1 protein-coding gene is annotated in these 765 nt (G+C 65.5%); it reads right to left on the reverse strand.

Going from position 1 to position 765, the window contains the following annotated elements; translation table 11 throughout:
• A partial coding sequence (locus H9X91_RS14010; protein WP_204805875.1) for an S-layer homology domain-containing protein occupies positions 1–765 on the reverse strand: 765 nt, incomplete at both ends.

The following is a 765-nucleotide window of genomic DNA, read 5'->3' on the forward strand; positions in this document are numbered from 1 at the left end:
GTCACCTCGCCGCCGGGGGCGGAGTGGGCCGTGGACCAGGCGTGCTCCAGAGCCGCCCAGTCGCGCTGGGGCAGCTTGTCCGTCCAGTTCTCGACCTTGTCACCGCTGACGGTGGTCCAGGTGTAGTCGTGGCTGTTGGTGGCCTCCTGCATGTCGGCGTAGAACCAGTCATCCGGGTTGTTGTCGGGCCAGGTGATCATCTCATCCTCGTCCAGCAGCCGGTCCTCGTCGGGGGCGCGGCCCAGGGCGCGGTTCACGATCACGCAGGCCTGCGCCCGGGTGATGTTGGTGTTGGGACGGAACGTCCCGTCGTTGAAGCCCTCGATCAGCCCCACGCGGGCAGCCGCCTCCACGTACTCGGTGTACCAGGCGTCGATGTCCACGTCGGTGAAGTAGCCCTGGTAGTCCTCCCGGGTGGTCTCAAAGAAGCCAACCGCGATCTTGGCGAACTGGGCGCGGGTGATCTTGGCATAGGGCCGGAAGGTCCCGTCCGAGAACCCGTCGATGATGCCCATGTTGCTCAGGGTGGAGATGGCGTTGTTGCACCACAGGTCGGAATTGCAGTCGGAGTAGTCGTTGACCTGGCTCCACCATTCCTCCCGGGAATCGTCCGTCAGCAGACGGAAGAAGATGGTGGCCACCTCGCCCCGGGTGATGGTGCCATAGGGCTGCAGCGTGCCGTCGGAATAGCCGATGATGTAGGAGTAGTGGTCCTCCGTGTTCAGGGTGGGCCGGCTGGGACGGCTGCTGCCGCCGCCACCGGTG

This window comes from Oscillibacter valericigenes (assembly GCF_016902445.1).
GTDB classification, from domain to species: domain Bacteria; phylum Bacillota; class Clostridia; order Oscillospirales; family Oscillospiraceae; genus Oscillibacter; species Oscillibacter avistercoris.